The sequence below is a fragment of the Nocardia sp. NPDC004573 genome, from assembly GCF_053602135.1.
The window spans coordinates 1-14,422 of record NZ_JBSGDA010000023.1 but is presented as its reverse complement, the minus strand read 5'-3'; the positions used below and the strand labels follow the sequence as shown (position 1 = coordinate 14,422).

General features: G+C 66.8%; 16 protein-coding genes. All 16 read left to right on the top strand.

The window, feature by feature from the left end:
* Positions 1-105 precede the first annotated feature (105 nt).
* Positions 106-804, top strand: coding sequence for a GntR family transcriptional regulator (locus ACWEKR_RS27850; protein WP_452356964.1), 699 nt, complete (start codon positions 106-108; stop codon positions 802-804).
* A 173-nt stretch (positions 805-977) separates the two neighbouring features.
* Positions 978-1,193 carry a DNA-binding protein gene (locus ACWEKR_RS27845; RefSeq protein WP_195078191.1) on the top strand — a complete coding sequence of 72 codons (216 nt, stop codon included), beginning with the start codon at positions 978-980 and terminating at the stop codon, positions 1,191-1,193.
* 145 nt (positions 1,194-1,338) lie between these two features.
* The gene (locus ACWEKR_RS27840) at positions 1,339-1,749 is read left to right on the top strand and encodes a hypothetical protein (RefSeq protein WP_452356963.1); all 411 of its coding nucleotides are present in this window, start codon (positions 1,339-1,341) and stop codon (positions 1,747-1,749) included.
* On the top strand, positions 1,746-2,084 hold the full coding sequence (locus tag ACWEKR_RS27835; RefSeq protein ID WP_452356962.1) for a hypothetical protein: 339 nt from the start codon (positions 1,746-1,748) through the stop codon (positions 2,082-2,084). The genes ACWEKR_RS27840 and ACWEKR_RS27835 overlap by 4 nt, the downstream gene beginning before the upstream one ends.
* Complete coding sequence (locus ACWEKR_RS27830; protein WP_452356961.1) at positions 2,081-2,380, top strand: hypothetical protein; 300 nt, start codon at positions 2,081-2,083, stop codon at positions 2,378-2,380. Before ACWEKR_RS27835 ends, ACWEKR_RS27830 begins: the two co-directional genes overlap by 4 nt.
* The gene (locus ACWEKR_RS27825; protein WP_452356960.1) at positions 2,377-2,808 is read left to right on the top strand and encodes an RRQRL motif-containing zinc-binding protein; all 432 of its coding nucleotides are present in this window, start codon (positions 2,377-2,379) and stop codon (positions 2,806-2,808) included. Before ACWEKR_RS27830 ends, ACWEKR_RS27825 begins: the two co-directional genes overlap by 4 nt.
* The gene (locus ACWEKR_RS27820; RefSeq protein WP_452356959.1) at positions 2,805-3,581 is read left to right on the top strand and encodes a hypothetical protein; all 777 of its coding nucleotides are present in this window, start codon (positions 2,805-2,807) and stop codon (positions 3,579-3,581) included. Before ACWEKR_RS27825 ends, ACWEKR_RS27820 begins: the two co-directional genes overlap by 4 nt.
* Positions 3,582-3,700: 119 nt before the next feature.
* Positions 3,701-5,710 carry a hypothetical protein gene (locus ACWEKR_RS27815; protein ID WP_452356958.1) on the top strand — a complete coding sequence of 670 codons (2,010 nt, stop codon included), beginning with the start codon at positions 3,701-3,703 and terminating at the stop codon, positions 5,708-5,710.
* A gap of 29 nt (positions 5,711-5,739) precedes the next feature.
* Positions 5,740-6,264 (top strand): hypothetical protein, encoded by a 525-nt coding sequence (locus ACWEKR_RS27810; RefSeq protein ID WP_452356957.1) that lies wholly within the window; start codon positions 5,740-5,742, stop codon positions 6,262-6,264.
* Between the two features lie 2 nt (positions 6,265-6,266).
* Positions 6,267-8,312, top strand: coding sequence for a hypothetical protein (locus tag ACWEKR_RS27805; RefSeq protein ID WP_452356956.1), 2,046 nt, complete (start codon positions 6,267-6,269; stop codon positions 8,310-8,312).
* Positions 8,309-9,040 carry a hypothetical protein gene (locus ACWEKR_RS27800; RefSeq protein ID WP_452356955.1) on the top strand — a complete coding sequence of 244 codons (732 nt, stop codon included), beginning with the start codon at positions 8,309-8,311 and terminating at the stop codon, positions 9,038-9,040. Before ACWEKR_RS27805 ends, ACWEKR_RS27800 begins: the two co-directional genes overlap by 4 nt.
* A complete protein-coding gene (locus ACWEKR_RS27795; RefSeq protein WP_452356954.1) occupies positions 9,037-9,477 on the top strand; it encodes a hypothetical protein in 441 nt (146 codons plus the stop codon). The genes ACWEKR_RS27800 and ACWEKR_RS27795 overlap by 4 nt, the downstream gene beginning before the upstream one ends.
* Entirely contained in the window at positions 9,474-10,304 is an 831-nt protein-coding gene (locus ACWEKR_RS27790) for a DUF2637 domain-containing protein (protein WP_452356953.1), read from the top strand. Before ACWEKR_RS27795 ends, ACWEKR_RS27790 begins: the two co-directional genes overlap by 4 nt.
* 38 nt (positions 10,305-10,342) lie before the next feature.
* Positions 10,343-10,792 (top strand): hypothetical protein, encoded by a 450-nt coding sequence (locus tag ACWEKR_RS27785; RefSeq protein WP_452356952.1) that lies wholly within the window; start codon positions 10,343-10,345, stop codon positions 10,790-10,792.
* Between the two features lie 1,419 nt (positions 10,793-12,211).
* Positions 12,212-13,654 (top strand): DNA sulfur modification protein DndB, encoded by a 1,443-nt coding sequence (locus tag ACWEKR_RS27780; RefSeq protein ID WP_452356951.1) that lies wholly within the window; start codon positions 12,212-12,214, stop codon positions 13,652-13,654.
* Positions 13,655-13,852: 198 nt separating this feature from the next.
* Positions 13,853-14,422: hypothetical protein (locus tag ACWEKR_RS27775; RefSeq protein ID WP_452356950.1), on the top strand; the 570-nt coding region annotated here is incomplete at its 3' end.

Sequence of the window (14,422 nt, the reverse complement as noted above, 5' to 3'; positions counted from 1 at the left end):
GCATAACCCCACTTCCCGCAAACTGCGATGATGTATGTATACGTAGTTGTGTATCGGTAGGGGTGGCTAACTCCTGCCTGAATGGACGAAGCGAGGGGATTGACAGTGGCTGAACCGGCATACGTGAAGATCGCGGGTGAATACGCACGCAAGATCAGGGCTGGTGAACTCCCGCCGGGAACCCAGCTGCGGAGCTACCCGGAACTGGCGAAGCGCCATGGCGTGTCGCAGATCGTAATCCGCAATGCGATCGAGTTGCTTCTCGGTCAGGGATTGGTGCGAACGGAGCGCCGGAAGGGCACCTTCGTTGCCGACCGGCCCAATCTCACCAGGGTGTCGCCCGAGCGTCAGTTCGAGCAGCCCGAGACCACATTCGAGAACGAAGCAACCGAGTCGGTGGAGGTGGAGCGCGACATCAGGAGTGTTGCCGCTACGGAAGACCTCGCGGACAAGCTCGGTGTCAAAGTCGGCGCCGAGTTGACGCATGTCATTGTGCGCGCATCGGAAGGCGGGCGACCGATCTCCGTGTCAGATAGCTATCAGCCGGTCGATGCGGCAGATGTCTCGGCGGCGGCGTTCCTGGAGGAGACCATCACAGACTCCCTGCCGCCGGCGAGTCATGCCGAGTGGCTCAAAACTCCGTCCGGCGAGCTGGTCAAGGCTGTATTTCAGCGCTACATCGACAGTGAGGAGCAAGTGCTCATGATCTCGAACATCTCGTATCCACGTGACCGGTATGACGCGTTCCTGTTCCGGATGGCATTAGAGCCTGAATCGGTCGCCACGGGCAGGCGGGACACCTGACCTGACCTGACCGCACCGGCTGCGGTCGAAGCGTATAGGGGCCTGATCAACGCGTTGATCAGGCCTTTTTCGTGCCCTTTGGCGTCTACACATGTGTAGGTCTTGTGCACATACGTAACTACACATACTCTGTTGTGTATACGTAGTGACACGTCGCCAAAGGAGTGACATTTATGAGCAGACGAAGTGGCTCGGTCGGTGGACCGAAGACGCTGATCAGCCTCCGCGTCGCGGCGGAACTGGCCGGGGGAGTCCACCCGCGGACCGTCCGTCGCTGGGTGGACGGCGGACTTTTGCAGGGTTTCCAGGTCGGCCCGAGGCTCATCAAGGTCGATCGAGATCAGGTCCTCGCGCTGGTCCGTCCCTTGAACGAGACAGGAGTCGCGTAATGCGGGCGCGGACATTCGGTGTGATGGTCGCCGCGGTCGCGGTCGGCTACCTCGTGTTGACAGCGCCGGAAGTTGTCGTCTTCACGGCGATGGTGCTGGGCGGTGTCGCGTTTTGGCGTGCGTCGCGGCGGTGGCGGGTTCGGCGATGAGCCTCAATGAGCCGTTGCACGATCCGGCCGACTTGTCGGACGAGTTGGATGCGGTTATTTGTGCGCAGGAGTTGTTGCGGCAGCGCGTGATTGCGTTGCAGGGCCGGTACCGGGCGCTGGAGGCGCACGCTGAGGCGGGGCAGTTCGACAAGCCGTCGGACTCTGGTTCGCCGGTGCCGGAGGAGTTCGGCTGCGTCAATGTCGAATGGACGGCGAAGAACCTCGACGTTGCCGCTGGCCATATGGCCGGGACCTTGAAGTACAGCCTGCGCCCAGCGCGCGAGCTGGCGGTGAAGGTGCGCGAGTACCAGCCGGAGCGGACCGCTCAGCCGAGTGCTCTTGCCGATTCCCGGCCGGGGAACGCGCTGGTCGAACGCGCCGAGGTTGATGAGGGGCGGTCGCTGTGACCGCGCCGTGGCGGCAAGGCCCGCCGGTTGAGGGGTACACGGTCACGCACTTCGACCGCCGTGGCGGGCACAACCCGTTGCATTCGATGGCCGGTCCGGAGTTCACCGGGACCAGTGCGGTGTTCGCCCCGCTGGGGCTGTTGCCGCCGACGGTGCGGCTTGCCGCGTTCGGTGTGCTGCTGCTGATCGGGATGGGCGGGTGCACGGCGGCGTGGATCGATCAGCAGCACTACCTGCCGTCGCCGAGTATCTGCCGACCCGTGAACGCGGGAGTGCCGGCGGAACCGGCGGGGTCGTGTGTGCCGCGCTCGCAGGCGCCGGAGGTGACGCGGTGACCAGGCGCGTGTTGCCGCCCGAGTTCGCGGTCGAGGTCGCGGCGATCGATGCCGCGCGGGACGCCGCATCGGCAGCGTTGCGCGAGGCCAACGCTCGTGGCCTTACCGGGGCGGATATCGACGCGGTGATCGATGCGATGGATCAGGTCACTGCTCGTTGTGAGGAGTTGCGTCGCCGCTACTTCCCACGCCGTCACCGGCTGTTCGTGGCGTGTGGTCTCGCGGTGGTCATGTCCAGGACGGGACGGGCCATGGAGATTGTCTGGCGCCGCCCGGATCAGGGAGTGAACCGGTGACCGCGGCCGAGTACCAGGGAGGTGTCCCGGTTTACGAGTGGCGCACCGCGCCGACGCATCTGCGGACCCGTCGGCAGCTGGCGGCCGAGGGGCTTCGTCCTAACGGGCAGGACATCGCGGCGAAGCTGCACCGCTCACGCGGTAGCCGTCGAGAGCCGTTGGAGGCACACCTGTTCGACGTGAACCAGGCCGCGCCGAAGCGGCCCGCGACCCCGGCCCAGCTGGAGGCGTTGGCGAAGGCGACGCGTGAGCACCAGCTGCGTGCGGCTGAGCGCCACGGCGTCGACCGCACCGAGTTCGAACAGGCGGCTGGGGATCCGGGTCCGGGCTGGAACACATCCACCAGCGCTCTCGCGGACTACCGGCCGGGTTCGTCCCTGGCCGACGTGTTCAAGGGAGAGACCGAACGGGAGGGGTACGACCGATGAGTTTTCGACTCTCGCCGCGTGATCTGGCTGGCCTGACGGTCCTGGCCGAGATGTACGGGGCGCCGCTGGATGTGGTCGCCGAGATGTTGGGTGTGAGCATCAACCGCGCCTATCGGATCACGGCGAAGTGGGAAGCCGCTCAGATGATCAGCGCCAAGCGCATGCGGCCTGTTCCGGGTCCTTCGTGGATCTTCCCCACGAAGTCCTCAGCGGAGGCCCTGCTGGGTCGGTCGGTGCGCTACTGGGTGCCGACGCCGAAAATGGCCGCTCACACCAAGGCCGTATTGCAGCTGCGTCTGGCTTTGGTCGGTCTGGATCTGGACCGCTGGATCTCGGAGCGGTCGATGCGCGCGGATGTCGGTCTGGTGAAGGCCGGGCAGCCTCGCCCGCACATTCACGACGGCCGCTACCTCACCAGCGCCGGTGAGCTGTGGGCCGTCGAAGTCGAACTCACGGCGAAAAGCATTGCGGCTGCGCGTACTTCGGTGGCGCAGGCGCTGGATGTGGCCCGGCGCGCCAATTGCGTGGGCCTGACCTATTACTGCCGCGGTGAAGCGGTGAAGAACGTGATCCGGGGTGCTGCGGCCGGTCTGGATCTGTCGGAGGGCCCGAAGCTGCGTCTGGTCGATCTGGACGGGCTGCTGGCCAAGAAGAACGCCGAGACGTCTTCCTCGCTCGCTTCGCGACCCGGGCTCCGGGTGATCGCGGGCGGAGCCGCCGCTGATCACGAAATCCCCCAGGTCGCAGACCCGAACGAAGGAAAGGCGGTCTGATCATGACCGATTGCACTCCAATTCTTACGCCAACCGATTGCGCCCCGTACGCGCAGACGCCGGTTGTTACGCCGTCGCCGTCGCCCGCGCCGGGCGCGCCGATTCAGATCGAGCGGAAGATGCCGCCGATCGGCCTGGACCACGACCCGCCCGGGTGGCTGCCCGATTTCAGCACGTGGTCGCTGGAGGGCCTGGCCGATGGCGCGCTGCTGATCGCGGCGTGCGTGATCGCGATCCTGGTCATGACGATCATGATCCTGATCCCGGCGACCGTGCTGGCGTGGAAGCCCACGCGGTTGCGGAACTGGCTGATCGGCAGCGTGTTGGCGATGCCGGGCGCGACCGCGTTGTGGGCGTGGGATGTGTTCGAGCCCGGCCGGATGGTCAACGAGGCTGCGCAGGAGTTCCTGGAGGGCCAGTACACCGCCGGACTGCTCGGCATGGCCGTGGTCTTGGTGCCGTTGGCGTGGTTGACCGCGACCATCACCCACACCAACCGCCGTGTCCAGCTGGCCACCGTCGGGTTGAAGTCCCCGGCGCGCACGGAGCGGGCGTTGTGGGCGCAGGCCCAGCGCGAGCAGCGCGCCGCCGCGCGGTTGTCGCGCCGGCGTCTTCCATTCACCACGGGCGGGCTGAATCCGGAGTTGGTGATCGGGCGCCTGGCGCTCGAGATCGACCAGGCCCCGCCCAAGAGCATGGCCCGGCTGCTGTTGGGCCGCACCGAGACCCGGCTGATTCTGCAGTGGATCAACGTCGCCGAGCACATGACCACCGTCGCCGGGTCGGGGTCGGGCAAGACGACGCTGATGGTGCGGTTGTTGGTGTCGTGGTTCATCACCACGTGGATGCGGCACCGGCAGTGGTGGCGACTGGATCGTCCCGGTCGTCCGCTGGCGATCGTGGTCGACTGCAACGGCGGCCCCGAGTCCCGCAAGGTCGCACTCAGGGTCCGGAAGTGGTTCACGGCGCTGGGTGTGCCCGCGCCGCGGATCGGGGTCTTCCCCGATGACGTGTCGCTGGGCATGTGGCCGCGGGCCGACTTCGACGCGCTGGAGGTCAAGGCGCAGAAGGTCATCGTGGACGATCTGCGTTCGATCCTTTCGGCGATGGTCTCCGGCGGCAGCACGCCGACCACGGACACCGAGAAGTACTTTCACGAGATCCGCGAGACCCTGATCCACCTGATCGTGGACGCCCCGGCGCGGGTCGAGGTCATCGACGGTGTGCCGACGCCGATCGGGCTCAACCCGCCGCGCAGCTGGCTGGAGTTCCTGTCGCGGTTCGACGTGGAGCGCCTGGCGAAGCTGTGGGGTGGGCAGCCCGGGGCCGAGGTCTGGACCGGCGTCATGGGCATCGACATGGAGATCCGCTCGGCCATCGACGGCAAGCAGCCGGTCATCAACTCCGCTCGCGCGGAGTTCGCCAACCTCTACCGCGCGCTGGGTGAGGCGTTCGACGGCGACAAGGAGCTGACCGACTTCGACGTCCTCTACATCGTGCTGGAGGGCGTGAAGACCCCGGATCGGGCCCGCGCCCAGTTCGGCGCGATCGGCACCATGTTCGAGCAGCTCGCCGACAAGCAGCACGGCCGCACCTCGCTAATGGTGGTCGATGAGTTCTCGGCGGTGTCGGACGGCAAGACCCGCGCGGTGAAGTGGGTCGAGCGCCTGCGTAAGGCCGGCATCGGGTCGTGGTGGATCGCGCAGTCCTGGCAGGGCCTCGGTCACGACGACGACAACCGCACCGGCCTGGTCGCCGCCGCTTCCGGTGGCTCGCTGCTGATGCGCTCGTCGGACCCGGAGACCCTGGCCAAGAAGTACGGCACCATCCCGAAGTTCGAGCGGTCGCGCAAGTTGATCAGCGGCACCGTCGCTGGCGACGAGGGCAACGTGCAGTCCGGCGACCAGTTCCTCATCCCCCCGAACCGGCTGCGCGCCATGGCCAAAGGCGACGTGGTCCAGGTGGCCGGTGGCCGCGCCCGCTGGGGCCGGGTGTCTCCGCTGGATGACGCCGAACTCAAGCGCATTCGTCCGCTGCCCGGCATCGCCGAGGTCACCGGCCTGGAACCCGACAACGACACCGACGGCCTGGCGCCGGTGATCGACATGACCAAGCGCCGTCCGGCCTGAACCACCCATACGACAAGGAGTTACGAGCGATGGCTTTCCCGAACCCGATTGAACCTGAGGACCACGGCGAGGAGCTGGGTGGCCGTAGCGCCGCGCAGCAGGCCCGCGAGCAGCAGGTACTCGACGCGCTCACCGCCGACATGGAAGGCAGCGAGGCGCAGAAGCTCGCCGCCCAGCTGGTGCCGATCGTGCCCGACGGCGGCACCGTCGGGCGCACCGTCACCCCGCACGTCTCCCGGATCACCAAGGCCCGCGACAGCGTGCGGATCTGGGGTCCGGCGGTGGCGACCACGACCGGCGCGGTCGTCGCGGTGTCGGTGTTGCCGCTGCCTGGCCCGCTGGCGCTGTACGTGCTGGCTTTGGCGGCGTTCGCGTGGTGGCACTGCGCCGGACGCTCCGGCGCCATCGAGACCGTGCGGATGCTCGCCTACGCCCTGGTCGACACCGGTTCCTGGATCCGCCGCCACGTCGAGCAGCTCGCGCGCCGCCGCGCCGCGATGGAGACCCGCCGCATGAGTTCCGCAACACCCACAACACCCACGAAGGAGAACTGATCATGTCCGATCGCAGTCCCGAGGACGAGATGATCGCGCAGGCACGCCAGTTCAGTGCCGCGATGCGCACGGCGATGCAGCGCCACGCCCAGGCCGCGAACTGGCTGGAACGCCGCCGGGCCCGCAAGGAGATCAGCCGCCTGGTCCGCACCGAGCGCCGCGAGCAGCAGAAGTCCCGCACCAACCACCTGTCGTGGACCAATCAGGCCGTCGACCGCTACCGCGTGCACGCCCAGGCCGTCGCCCAGCGGGCCAACGATCCGCGCGTGGATCACGACCGCCGCGCCCGCGACGCTCGCGCCCTGGTCGAGCACCGCGACCGGCTCGCGGTGCAGTTCATCGGCGACGGGCACTTGACCCGCACCGAGCAGGGCATCGCCCTGGACGGTTTGGACGCGGTGACGGTGTTCCCGGAGTACAAGACCGGCAACCTGTTCGCCCGCGCCCACAAGGTCAAGGGCCTGGAAGCCTTGCACTACCGGGCGCGGGTGGCTCGCGAGACGGTCAACGTCAACCGCTACGCCGACCGCGAACGTGCGGAGTGGCAGCAGGGTTTGGACGCCGCGCACCGCGCCAACGCCGAGGAGGCGCTGCTGGCCCGGATCGATGCCGCGCAGACCGATCGCCACCGCTACACCGCGGCGATGACGTGGACCGATCCGGACGGCGGGAAGCTCACCGAGTCCCGTGCGTTCGCCACCCCGCACACCGCAACTGACTGGTTGCAGCGCAACATCCGCCGCACTTCGTGGTCGGACGGGACCGCCCTGGAAGTCCAGGCCACCGACGCCCGCAGCGACGGCGCGGTTCTGTACAGCCACCAGGGCAGTCCCGAAGACGTCGATGACATCGTGGCCAAACGGGAGGCCGTGCTGCGCGATCGGACACTGGCCGGGCGGGTGCACCGCGATCAGCCCGCGCAGGCCCGCGAGGTCGAGCAGGCACCCGAGCAGCAGGAGGAGCTGCGGTTCGGCAGCACCGTCACCTACCTGCCGGAGAACGCGAATCAGGTGGTGCACGAGCGCGGCGAGCACGCCACCGAGGCGGATTCGGCGCGTTGGACCGCGCAGCAGCTGGCGGTGATTCGGCCGGCGCCCGGCACCACGGTGCACGTCGCCGCCTCCGAGACCTCCAGCGAAGGCCACGAGGACCCGGTGTTCCGCGCTCAGGGTGGCCGGTCGATGGTCGCCGACGAGGTGACCCAGTGGCGCGAGAGCATCGAGCGCGTCTCCTCCGCACAGGAGCGCGGCGAGCAGCAGCCGCCCGCGTCGGTGGTGCAGATCGTGGCCGAGCGACACCGGCTCGCCGAGGACCTCGCCCAGCGTGGTCGCGAGATCGAGCAGCTGTCCGGTCAGCTCACCGAGCGGGATAAGAAACTCGCGGAACTGACCACCCGGCACGGGTTGTCGATCGAGCACAACAACGAGTTGACCGAGCAGAACGCCCGGCTCACCCGGCAGCTGACGCAAGTCACGACCGAGCGAAACGATGTCGTCTCGGCGTTGGCCGAACGCGGCGGCGAGGTTTACGCACTGTCGCAGGAGCTTGAACAGGTCACCGGACAGCGTGACCAGTTGCGCTTTGAGCGCGACGAGGCGGTGGCGAAGCTCGCCGAGCGCACCCCGGCACAGGAGCGGTTCGGCAGCCCGGAGCGCCAGGCCGAGCAGGCTCGCCAGGCCCCGCGGTCGGAGCGGACCCCGGCCGACCAGCGGCTGGGCAGTCCCGTACGGCAGGCGGGAAGGGATCGGTTCGGCGGTGGCCTGTCTCAGGAGATCGCCGACGCCAATGCGGTTTTCGAGGCCGGGCGCAAATCCTCTGAGCGGGGCTTGGTCGAGCATGTGCTGGATCATGCGCGCGAGGCTGCCCGCGCTCATCAGGAGCGCAGCACCTCTGACGAGTCCGGTCGCCCGGCCGCGAAGCACCAGGCCGAGCAGGCCAAGGCGTCCGTATCGAGCAGCCGCTCCGCGCTGGCGGACTACCGGCCCGGCAACAGCCTTGCCGAGGCCATCACCCACAACGGACACGACCGGGAAGGAATGGACCGATGAGCAGCAACGACCTGGATGACCTGTACATCAACCGCTACGCCGGACGGGTCGAGGACCCGACCGAGGTGTTGATGCGGGCGGACTTCGACCGCGCGAAGGACCTGCACGACACCGCGGTCCACGCCGAAACCATGGACCAGATGGACGTGATCTCCGGCCGGGCCAATGCCATCTCCGAGCGCTGGCTCGACCGTGGCGACGAGTACGGCGACGCTTGGCGGTACCTGGAGGACGCGCACGGCGATTGGAAGTGGGCGCCGGACACCATGCGGCGCATGCACGAGCAGATCGCCGTCGATCAGGCCCAGGGTTTCCTCCCGATCAGCGAGATCGACTGGCGCAGCCAGCAGCACGCTCGCGAGCTGACCGGGCACGGCGCTTGGGTGGTCGAGCCGCGCTCGATCGAGCAGGCCCGCCAGCAGCTCGCCGCCGCCGAACGCGGCGAGGGCTGGTCGGATCCGGCGCAGGCCCGCCCGGCCGCGGGGCCGGTCCCGGTGTCGGGCGCGTTCGCCGCCGCGCGCACCGCAGAGCTGTCCACGGACATGCCGGGCGGTGCAACGCCCGGCATGCACCGACGGTCCGACACCACAGATATCCAGCAGGGAGCCGAACCAATGAACGACATTACCCGCGCTACCGCGCCCCGATCGGCGTTGGCGGACTACCGATCCGGCAACGCGCTGGCGGCGTCGATGGCGAACTCCGAGCGTGACGGAGTGCAGCGGTGAGCGCCCCGGCGGTCGAGGCGACGATGCCCGCCACTGCCGCGGACTACTTCGCCGACGAGCTGGCTGTGCGGCCGACGCCGCTGCGGTCGCCGTCGCAGTCGGTGTCCTTGGTCGCGCCCTCGTCGTCGGTGGCCGTCGTCCGGCCGGCGTCGGCCGGTGCGACCACTGACGACGTGGAGGAGCGGTTGATCGCGGCGAATGAGCGTGCCGCGGATCTGGAGGAGCGGTTGGCCGCTGCGCTGGCGGCGCTGGATGCCGCCGAGCACCAGGCCGCGCGGCTGGAAGACCTTAACCGGGAGCTTGCCTGCGATCTGGACAACGCGCTGGATCAGCTCGCCGGGCACGCGCTGCACGCCGAGCAGGAACGCCTGATCCACACCCCTGTCTACGGCCTGTGGGCCGTGTCGGACACCAACCGAGAGGACTACGAACGATGAGCGACACCCTGTCGCACTCCGGCGACACCGCGTCGCCGTCTGGCGTCGCCGCGTCGCCCGCTCCCACGAGCACTGCGTCGCAGGTGTCGCCGCCGTCGTGGAACGCCGCTGAGGCTGTCGCCTTGCTGTCGCTCGCGGCAGTGAGCATCGCGGCGTTCTTCTGGTCGGCGATCGCGCTGCACGGTGTGGCGGTCATGTCCGGAATCGACTCCCGATTGGCGTGGGGCGCCCCGGTGATCGTGGACGGCCCGATCGTCCAGGCCGCGTTCTCGCTGGTGGCGTTGAACCGGCGCGAGAAGATCGGCGTGCTGGTACCGGCCGCGACTCGACGGTTCTTCTGGGCCGAGCTTGCCGCCGCTGAGCTGGTGTCTTTGATCGGAAACGGCGTCCACGCCTGGAAAGCCGACGATCTGCTGCTGCCCGCTCCCGCTGCCGCAGCGGTGGCAGGAGCCGCCCCGATCGCCGCGCTGGCCGTGACGCACGCGCTCACCGCGCTGATGGAGGTCCCCCGCACCCCGTCCCCGCAGGCGACAGCACCCGTCGCGCAGGCGACAACCGGCGACACCGCTCCGAAATCGGGCGACACCGAGGCGACACCCGCCGACGTGGAGGCGACACCGGCCGAAACCGATGCGACAGCAGCACGCGACGCGGAGATCCTGCGACTGCACCAGGCAGGCCTTTCCTACCGCGAGATCGCCCCGATCGTCGGGTTGCACCACGGCTCGGTCGGCAAGATCCTCGCCCGCCTCAAGACCGAAGGCGACACCCACCGTGAGCAGCTGGCGCTGCCAGCTGGCTCGACCGTCCGGCTGATCGCCGGATAACCCCACCACCCAACACCGATAACCAAGGAGTAACCAAAATGACGAACGCACTGACCGACCTGGACCAGATCAACGCCGAGCTGATGAGCCAGGGCGCCCGCAACCCGTTCGGCCGCGACGTGGAGCCGAACACCACGGTGTCCGGCGAGATCGTCGCCGTGGTGCGGCGCCACCGTCACAACAGCTCGGGGCAGCCGCTGTATTGGGTCAACCGCAAGCCGATGGTCGCCCCGGCCGGGGATCCCGTCATCGACACCGCGCTGATCCTGGAGACCGACGAGCGCGCCGACTCCGAGGACGAGGGCTTGCGCTCGATCACATTGGATCGGGATGTGCAGCGCGCGATCGCCGCGGGCGTGCGCCGTGCTCGGGCCGGCGGATTCGCGATCGGCGGTCGTCTCGATCAGCTGGTCTACGTCGGCCCGGTCGAGGGCGGCGGCTACGGCCGCGTCTACGAACTGGTCGCCTACCTCCCGCCCGCCGAGTAACCCGACCAACCGCCCGAAGCCCGGCCGTGAATTCGGCCGGGCTTCTTCGTGTCTACAGCCGGTCTACAACTCGGCTGTCCATCCCCTGACCTTTCCCCTGGCCCCTTCCTCCGCAGGCACAACGAGCCCGGAGCGGTGGTTGCTCAAGGGTGGCCGGCAGGCCATCGCCGCAGGCGACGCGACGCAGGAGCGCCCTTGAACAACCACCGAGCCGGGCTCACGCTATCCGGCCGAGGAAGGGCCTTCTCGCCGTGGTTTCGGTGGGTCGAGAGTTCGATCTTGTCGGCTATCGAGTGTGCAAGAAACGCGCAACTTTCGAGCGAATCACGCATACAAGCGGGTGCGCGATTTTCGCGCCTCTCAACCACCACCCCAACCCTCCGTGAGCTGGTTGAAGGGCGGGATTTCTGCTCACTCCCCCACCCCCACCCAGTCCGACATCTCATCGCCCACTGCGTGTTCAACGAGATGTCGGACTGGGTGGGGGTGGGGGAGCAATCAGAAATCAAAAGATCAGAAAGGGAGGGTTGGGGTGGTGGTTGAGAGAAAGAGAAGTGGTTGCGTTGGGTGGGCATCGGAAAGTTCGCGAGTGGGTTGCGTTGGGAGACGGTGACGGTGGTGGTGTCGTCTGCATCGGCTGCGGTCTACTGCACGCGGCTATGCGTGCGGCTCGGCTGACATGGCGCGTGTGACGGCGGGTGCGTGGGGCGCTGTTCGTGCAGCTGCACCAGTGTGCAGCGCGCGGAGCGCTTGGGGTGGCCACCGCGACCTGACCGGCACGCGTCCGGCGCGCACGGTTATGGACCGGGGAAAGCTGCCCGGTCGGAGGTTGCGCGGTGAGGCACTGTCGACGCGTTGCGCCGTGCGCGGCCTGCGGCCGCGTGCCCCTGGGTGGTAGCGCCTGCATTGTGTTCCCGCGCCCCTCCAACCTCAAGGGCGCTTCGCGTCGGCTTCGCCGATGGCCTACGGCCACCCTTGACCTTGGAGCCTCTGCGCGCGAAGAGCAGGCGTTAAGGGGCAGGCCGGTGGCCTGCCCGGGTGGAGGCGCAAGCGCCACCACCAAGGGGCAGAAGTACCCGCCGACGAGGCTCGTGTGTGCACAGACGAGTAGGGCAGACCCACCACAGCTCGAATGCAGTGGACCGGTCATTGAGCTGCCGAATGGCCACTCCAGCAGCAACTTTGCAGCATTGAAAGTAGCTACTGATCGGCAGCTAGTCAGCGAGGGGCCGCGTGTTGTCAGCGTGGCTGCGGGAACATGCCAACCCTCCGGTTTAATTCGCCGGCCTATTTCCTTATTACAAGCCGGCCTATTGACTGGAAAACCGCCGGCGCATACCTTGGTCCAGGTAATACGAAGCGAGGCCGGCCCCGCTGCGAACGAAGACCGGCCTCACCTATGGACTGGAGGGTCCACATATGAACGATAGCGTTGAGCAGGGGGAACTCGTCCCAGAGGTCGATTTCGACTCCCTTCGGGGTCGTATCGGGAAGGCGATCAAGCTGCAGAAGGTCGGTATCCGGACTCAGGCAGGTGTGATGCAGAAGATTGTGTTCACTGCGACGATCAGGGAGGTCGGCGAGCGGCTCAACTTCGACCGGTTGCTCAACCGTCGCGACTTCGACGTCGAGAGCCATCAGGCCGGAAACCGTGACGTAACCGAGTCGCACTGGAAGAAGATCGAGAGCTTCCTGCTTGAGACCGACCGGCCGTTTCTCGGGATGCTCACGGTGGCAATGCCACCCGACCAGGTGCATATCGAGGAGCTTGGAACGATCGGCGACGGTGCTGATCTGGTCAAAATGACCATCTTCGAGGATGCCGAGAATCCGGTTACCGAGGACGGTCAGCACCGTACATTTGCGATGCTGGCCGCTTGGAGGCAGGTTCGTGACCTCAAGGATGACGCTGACCCGCACCTTCTGGAGATCCGGGGCCGATTGGCCGCGTCGAGCGTAGCGATCGAGATGCTGCTGGAGGACGACGTCGACGTCTTGTCGACCACGTTCGTGCGCATGGCAAGCACCAAACCGATCAGCGCCTCTCTGATCGCTGTGATGGATAAGACGACTCTGCAGAACCGGCTCGGGTCGTATGTGATGGCTGGATCCCAGCTGTTCAAGAATCGCTCCACGTACCTCGGGCAGAAGGCTTCGAAGGAACTTGCGGCCAGGAAAGGGCAAAGTTTCGAAGGCCTGTATGCAGCAGCCGCCGTGCGTAACGCTGCAGCGAACCTGACCGGCGTCGGAGTTCGCGACCGCACACCTGAGCAGCGCGAGAATATTCTGCGTGAGTTGGTCGGCAATCGGCAGAAGCGTGACGGGATTTCGGAGCAGGCTGCCCTTGAGGCTCTCGGCGACGAGGCGATCGCGATCATCGACTACGCCTACCGCACCCTGCCGGGGTGGAGGGAGCTGTCCAAGGGGACCTTGACGGTAGCCGACTTCAAAGATCAGTACGTTCACGGTGCGGCGAGTGGCTTGTACACGGTGGTCACTGTCCTCGCCGCGGCCCGCGTTCAGGGCATCTCTCCGCAGCTTGCAGTCGATGTTATGGCGAAGTCGATTCCATGGCGCCGGGACGAGCTTCGGGCTCACAAGGACAGCGATGGCAATAAGATCCAGGTGCACGACTTCTTCGAGAACACCTTGGTTCTCACGACTCTGGACAAAAACGGTGACTGGAAGGTTGGCACCGCCGGCGCCCAGCGCAGCACCTATGAGAAGGCCATTGACAAGGTCCTGCGGCATCTCGCGAACTCAGACCGCGGTTTGGAGCGGCTGTCGCATCACGACACCTATGTGAGGCTCGGTCTTGCATCGGCGTCCGGGCGGCGGGGTCGCCCTAAAAAGTCGGTCTGACCCAGAAGAAGTCAAACGCCGCCGGTAGCCATGACACCGGCGGCGCTGAATCGACGCGCGCTGAAGAGCATGTCCTGCTGAGCAGGACCGCCGACCCAGGTGTTGCTCAGCTGCGCCGCCATCAATGCTCGTCAGCGGTCTCGGACAGAGCCGAGAAAAAGGCGATTCGCCTGAATAACAGGAACCTTGGCAGGAGCCGTGGAGAAGAACAACAAGGTGTCGAAGTTGCCAGCCGACCGGCAGGCGTGGCTTGTCATGTCTAAGCCGGACTACCGCAGGCTTGGTGGCGGAGACAAGTACGACGATGATCCCGCTCGGCATTACAGCTGGGACAGCACCGTGCCCAACCACCTGCAGGTGAGGATCGGCGACATAGTGGTGCTTTGGGACGAGATAGAGCTTCTGGGAGCCTCGGTAATCGAGCAGATCGCAGTCGGCAACGCAGTCAAGCGGCGCGGTCGGTGCCCAACAGCGAGCTGCAACTCCACAAACTACGAGCCGCGGAAGACCAAGCGGCCAATCTACCGCTGCTACAAATGCACAGCGGAGTTCGACGACCCAGTGTTCGAGGACGTCGAGGTGAAGACCTTTCGGTCCACGCATGCCCAAGCGTGGGTCGACCTCCAAGGAGAGTTGACGGCGAAAGAACTCCGGGCTCTTTGTGTCAAGCCTAAGACCACGTCTCATGTGGTGCGTTTCGTCAGCTTCTTGAAGCAGGTCAGCGCCGCGGCGAGGGTGAGGAACGCGAGGAAGTGTGTGGCTTTGCGG